The sequence below is a fragment of the Dinghuibacter sp. genome (genome assembly GCF_035492835.1).
GTDB lineage: Bacteria > Bacteroidota > Bacteroidia > Chitinophagales > Chitinophagaceae > Dinghuibacter.
On sequence record NZ_DATJIY010000182.1, the window covers coordinates 44,039 to 50,038 of the forward strand.

At 57.2% G+C, this 6,000-nt stretch carries 3 protein-coding genes; all 3 read left to right on the forward strand.

Features of this window, described 5'->3' with window-relative positions:
- Nucleotides 1-130: 130 nt before the first annotated feature.
- From VL547_RS17590 to VL547_RS17600, 3 genes are read left to right on the forward strand one after another with little or no spacing between them, the layout of a single operon-like run.
- Entirely contained in the window at nucleotides 131-3,298 is a 3,168-nt protein-coding gene (locus tag VL547_RS17590; protein WP_325580285.1) for a SusC/RagA family TonB-linked outer membrane protein, read from the forward strand.
- Nucleotides 3,299-3,308: 10 nt separating this feature from the next.
- Nucleotides 3,309-4,895 carry a SusD/RagB family nutrient-binding outer membrane lipoprotein gene (locus VL547_RS17595; RefSeq protein ID WP_325580287.1) on the forward strand — a complete coding sequence of 529 codons (1,587 nt, stop codon included), beginning with the start codon at nucleotides 3,309-3,311 and terminating at the stop codon, nucleotides 4,893-4,895.
- A gap of 10 nt (nucleotides 4,896-4,905) precedes the next feature.
- Nucleotides 4,906-5,874, forward strand: a complete 969-nt coding sequence (locus tag VL547_RS17600) for a BT_3987 domain-containing protein (RefSeq protein WP_325580289.1) — start codon at nucleotides 4,906-4,908, stop codon at nucleotides 5,872-5,874.
- Nucleotides 5,875-6,000 lie beyond the last annotated feature (126 nt).

Sequence of the window (6,000 nt, forward strand, 5' to 3'; positions counted from 1 at the left end):
CTTATACTTATCTTGTTTTTTCTCACTCTCGCCGATTTACCCACCTTGCGTTTCGCTGCTTAATCACTCCCTTTTGTCTGTAAACGCTGGTTTGCGGATGGGGATACCCATGGCTTAAACTTTCAGAGATATGAGTAAACTTCTAGTCTTTTTAGGGGCTATTTGCTTCTATGCCAGTGCTTTGCATGCGCAGGTGCTGACCGTCAGAGGAAAGGCGGTCGATGAACAGGGGGCGGTGATCCCCTTTGTTTCGGTAAAAATCAAGGGGTCCAGGGGAGGGACCGTCGCCGACGCCGACGGGGTCTTTAGCCTGAAGGCAAAACAGGGTGACGTACTTATCTTGTCTTCCGCCGGTTATGATAACAAACAGGCAACAGTGACGGGTAGCGGCACGCTGGTCGTGACCCTGGCAAAGACGTCCCAGGAGCTGGCCGCCGTGGTGGTGACGGCGCTGGGGATCAAGCGGGAGGCCCGCTCGCTCGGATATGCCACTGCACAGATCGACAACAAGGACCTGAACGCCTCGCAACCGGTCAACTTTGCCAATGGTATCACCGGTAAGGTATCGGGGATGAACGTGGACCTGACCAACAGTGGGGTGGACCCGGACAACATCCGGATAACGCTCCGGGGTAACCGGTCCTTCCTGGGGAACAACGAGCCCCTGCTGGTCGTGGACGGGGTGCCGGTGGACATCTCCTACCTGGCGGAGATCAACTCCGCGGACATCGCCAGCGTCAACGTCCTCAAAGGGGCGACCGCGGCGGCGCTCTACGGTTCCTCGGCCGCTAACGGGGTCATGGTCGTCACCACCCGGATGGGTTCGCGGAAACCGACGATCCAGCTGAGCTCGACCGTGACCTTCGACAGGGTTTCCTTCTTTCCGAAAATGCAGTATTATAACGGCCCCGCATCCAGCGAATACTCGTCGACGGACGCAATTTCCTATTCAAACCCGGCCAACAACCAGAACGGCTATGTGCCCTTCGAAAACCAAAGTTTTGCTTCGCCCTACGCCAGCGGTTCACCCTGGGGCGGGGATTCGGTGATCATCGGTTTTCCCGGTCCCGACGGACAAGTGCAAAAGATCCCCTACGAGCCCCTGGCGGATGAAATCAAAAAATTCTGGAAGACGGGCGCAACCTACCAGAACGGTATTTCCTATTCGCAAGGGGACGACAACGGGTCATACTTCCTGAGCGGCCAGAATATCAAGAAAACGGGGATCACGCCGGGAGACACCTACAACCGGACCACCGTGCGGTTCAACGGTTCCAAGCGGTACGGGGCCTTCAAGGCCACCGGCAATGTCAGCTATGGGGAGTCGAACCTGAACCAGGCGGGGAGCCTCTATAACACCTACTACCAGGTGCAGAACATAGCGACCTCCGTGCCCTTTACCAACTACGCCAATAGCGACGCGCTCTTTGGCGACATCAACACCTATTACAACGCTTATGCGTTGAACCCGTACTGGTACATCGACAACGACCGCTATACGCGTAACCGCCAGGACCTGCTGGCGAACGGCGATCTGTCGCTGGATGCCACCAAATGGCTCAACATCGACTACCAGCTGGGTATAGAGAACTATTCCTACTACGAGCAAACCACAGTGGCCGCCCTGAATTTCAGCCCATACGCCTTTTATCTGGCCAGCGCCACGCTGGCGGGGAACGAGTCGGTCTATGTAGGGGACGCGCTGCCTTCGGTGTCCACAGACAACGTTACCGACCGGAAAATCTATTCCAATTTCAAGGCGACCCTGCACAAAAGCATCGGGAACTTTGGCGGACAGCTGATCCTGGGGAACACGATCAACCAGGAGAAACAGAACTACCTGCTCAACGGATCGACCACGCTCCTGAACATCTCGGGGTTGTATAACGTCAACTTCCGTTCGGGTACGCCCAGCGTCAACCAATACTCCTTCCTTACCCGGAACTACGGGAACTATGCCGACCTGACGCTGAACTACAAGGACTGGGCGTTTATCCACGCCAGCGGCCGCCAGGACAAGACGTCGCTCCTCAACGCGGCAAACCGGAGCTATTTTTACCCGGGCGTGGACGCGTCGCTGGTGTTGAGCGACGTGATCCCGGACGTCAAAAACAGCCGGGTCATTTCCTATATCAAGATCCGGGGCGGGGTGACCAAGACGGGGAACCTCAATGTAAACCCCTACCAGATACAAAACGTCCAGAGCGCGGGTCCCGGTTTCCCCTACGGACAAACGACGGGTCTGACGACCTCTTCGACGTATGCTAACAACAACCTGAAGCCGGAGTTCACCCTGTCCAACGAAGTCGGGGCCGAGATAGCGTTTTTACACAACCGCTTCGACCTGCAGGGCACCTATTTTTATGAGAAGACTACGGATGAAACCGTATCGGTCAGCGTGTCCGACGCGTCGGGATACCAGAGCTACCTGGAGAACGTGGGTCGCATGGACAACCGCGGGTTGGAGCTCGACCTCAAGGCGAACATCCTCCGGTTGAACAACGGCCTCCGCTGGGACGTCGGCCTCCACTACACGCACTACAAGAACGTGGCCGTCGACCTGGGGCCTACGAACTCGCTTTTCATACCCAGCGTCAACCAGAGCAACGCCTATGCTGTCAAGGGCAATCCCTACCCGGTCCTCCAGGTGCCGGACTGGAACAAGGACAGCCTGGGCAGGGTCATCGTCAACGCCAATACGGGTCTGCCTTCGGTCAACTCTACCCTGGTCAACTTCGGGGCCACCAACCCCACGCATACGCTGGGGATCAACACGTCGGTCTCCTTCAAGGGCTTTACGCTCGGCGCGGTGGCGGAGTACCGTGGTGGGAACGTGATCTACAACGGGACGGGCACCTTCCTGGACGTGGACGGCTTATCGGCCCGGTCCGCGATGTTCCAGCACAGCCGGTTTGTGTATCCCAATTCGGTGATCGAAGTCTCCCCAGGTAAATACGTACCCAACACCAATGTCACCATCAACGACGGGGGCGTAGGGTTCTGGGGGAACTTCGGGTATTTCCCACCCTCCATGTTCATCACCAGCGCCGCCTTCTGGTCGCTCAGGAATGTTAGCCTGACCTACGACCTGCCCAAGAGTGCGCTGCGTCGTTTGAAGGTCGTGCAAGGCATACAGATCGGTATCGTCGGCTCCAACCTCCTCCTCTTCCTGCCCAAGCTCAACACCTGGCAGGACCCGGAATTCAGCGAGGACAAGGGGAACGCCACGGGTACGAACAGTATCAACGAGGCACCGCCCACACGGACGTACGGAGCCAATCTCAACATCACCTTTTAATTCTTACACCATGAAGTATACTTTTTGCGGCCTGGTTTTATTCGCGCTGGCGTGCAACAAAAACTTCCTGAACGTCAACAATAACCCCAACGCGCCATCGAGCGGAGCGCCCTCTCTGATCTTTACCAACGCCGTCACCTTTACGGCGACCATCATCAACGGCAACGGCGGCTCGGGGTACGGGGACTTTTTCAACCTGAACTACCCCATGTCGTACGAGGCCCTGAGCAGCAACTACCAGGTGGCCTACAACATCACGCGGAATAACTATACCAGCACCGATTTCGCGGGTGTATGGACGGACATATACCATAACCTGAACGACTATCTCCAGGTCGAGCAGGGCGCTTCCGTCGGCGGCGAACCTTTCCTGGTGGCGTCGGCGAAGGTCATGGAGGCATTGGACTACCAGATGCTGGTGGACGCGTACAACGACGTACCCTTTTCTCAGGCGCTCCAGCTGCCAGGCGGGGTTACGAATCCCGCGTATGATGCCGCGCAGGGGGTATATAATGCCTGTCTGGGTGAACTGGACACGGCGATCACGATCCTGGAAAGCGACAGCGTAACCGGTCCGGGCATGTACAACCCCGGTAGCGCGGACCCCATGTTTGGCGGGGCCTCCACGTCATGGGTACAGCTGGCCAATACCATCAAGCTGCGTATCCTGCTTCACGAGGTCAACGTGTCGTCGCAGTCGGCTACCATACAAGCCGAGGCGGCCAAAATCGCGTCCGACGCCAACGGTTGTCTCGGGGCGGGTCAGACGGCCTTCGTCAATCCCGGCTATGCCACGGACGCCTCCAGCCACCTCAACCCGCTCTGGTCGACCATGGGATATACCATCACCGGGGCGCTGGCCAACGCGGACCAAAGCGCGAACTCCTACTTTATCGCCAAGCTGAGGGCGTACAACGATCCGCGGGTCGGCTTCTTTTATCTGTGTAACCCGTCCACCGGACTGCCGGCGGGCAACCCTTTCGGCATACCCACCAACGCCTCTTCCACCTATGTGGGCAGCGGGGCGCAGACCGATGCGAATGGCAACACGATCTATCCGTATAATATCGCCACGTCGCAAAGCCTGTGGGGTATCCTGCAAAGCCCGACCCAGCCGTCCATCCTGGTCTCTTCCTGGGAAAGCCTGTTCCTTCAGGCCGAGGCCGTAGAGCGCGGGTTATTGCCGGGCGGGGACGCGGCGGCGCGTTCGGATTACGAAGCGGCAATCACCGACGATTTCACCTATCTCAACGTGTACACCGACGGCAATATCAGCGGCGACCCGTCGTCCTTTGCCAGCGCCTATTTCGGGCAGCCTTTGGTCAACGTCGGCTGGACGTCGAGCCCGGACAAGATCCAGGCGATCATCACCCAGAAGTACATTTCGCTTTGTTTTACCAACGTGGAAGAGGCCTGGACGGACTACCGGCGCACCGGTTACCCGGGCGACCTGCCCCTGTCTACAGACCCGGCGGCCCTGTACCCCCGGGTGCTCCGCTTTATCTATCCGCAGAGCGAGTATGACTCCAACAAAGACAATGTAGACAAGGAAGGCACCGTATCCCCGGTGTCGCCGAAGATTTTCTGGATGCCATAAATTTTTTAATATGAAGAGAACAATTGGATCCTTGCTGGCGCTTTGCTCTTTAAGCGCCTGTCTCAAGGACACCGCCTCCACGGTGAATTTCAATACCGTAAAACCGGTCATAGAGCAGTTGAATTCCGCCAACTACCTCAATCAAAATACCGCGGGTATCGCCAACCTCTATTCCTACTTCATGCAGCTGCGCGTCGACAGCACGCACGCCGCTTCGGATTCGATCACCGTAGACGTCGGGGGGCCGTTGATCGGTCAGAACGTAACGGTGACGCTTGGGGTGGACACCGACGCTTTCAATGCCTTCAACACCGCCAATGGGGGCAATTATGTGTTGTTGCCTTCCACCGCCTACACGTGGACCAACGGTAATACCGCGACGATCCCGGCGGGTAAGGGCACCGCGGCCTGTTACCTGACCTTTCACACCGACCAGATCGACTTCACCCAGCCCTATGTCCTCCCCATCGCCATCACCGACGCCCAGGGTCAGACGATCAGCGGTAACTACGGCACCACGATCTATACCCTCATCCCCGGGAACCAGTACATGGGTCTCTATCAGTCCGTGGGCAACCGCGTGATGGGAGACAATGTATACTCCATCAACGACCTCAAACAGGTGTACGACCTGTCGGCATTTTTCGTGGTGCAAGGTGGCTATCCCACGGCGCCGAATCCCAATCCCTACGGGCCCTACGTCAGCTCCCTGATCGGTAATGCTGTGGTCGCTAACGCCGCGGACCAGACGATCTATCTCTCGATCGGGCAGCAAATGGACCTGACGGTCAACCCGGATAACTCGGTGTCAGTGACGAATGACAATATTTACGGATTTGGGAAACAGACGTATAACCTCGTGGGAGGGTCTTCGACCTATGATCCTGTTAAACACGTGTTCACGCTCAGTTACGGCTTTGTCGATCCTTATTCGGGGGATTCGTCCGTCGTTCAGGAAGTCATGACACGGTTAAGGTAGTTTTCTCAATTTTTGATGTTTAAGTCCTACCCAGAGGGCCCCTGTCCAGGGGCTCTCTTGTCTAAAGCCTGCCGGCGGTGTCTGAGGGGTGGGGTGCCTCTTTTACCCCGTTTTGCGAAACGTTTC